Origin of the sequence: Paenibacillus oleatilyticus (genome assembly GCF_018998565.1) — a bacterium.
Lineage (GTDB): Bacteria > Bacillota > Bacilli > Paenibacillales > NBRC-103111 > Paenibacillus_G > Paenibacillus_G oleatilyticus.
In genome coordinates, this window is sequence record NZ_JAHNZO010000233.1 from 1 (window position 1) to 219 (window position 219).

Consider the following 219-nt stretch of genomic DNA (forward strand, 5'->3'; position numbering starts at 1 on the left):
CCGAAGTATAAATCACATACGCCGCATTCTCGGCATCGTTAACGAGCTCCGGATTCGTATCGTCCTCGCTGTAGACCCCGGCATCGTCCAAATTGACGATGTGGCCTGCAAACGGCGCGCGCTCCAGCAGATGGCCCTGCGTCAGGAGCAATTTTGCCTCCGAATCCTCCAGCATGTAGCGAATGCGCTCCTCCGGGAATGTCGGATCGATCGGCACAT

General features: G+C 57.1%; 1 protein-coding gene. It reads right to left on the minus strand.

All coding sequences use genetic code 11. The features are described from left to right. Positions 1-217: AMP-binding protein (locus tag KQX66_RS37140; RefSeq protein WP_438804227.1), on the minus strand; the 217-nt coding region annotated here is incomplete at its 3' end. Positions 218-219 lie beyond the last annotated feature (2 nt).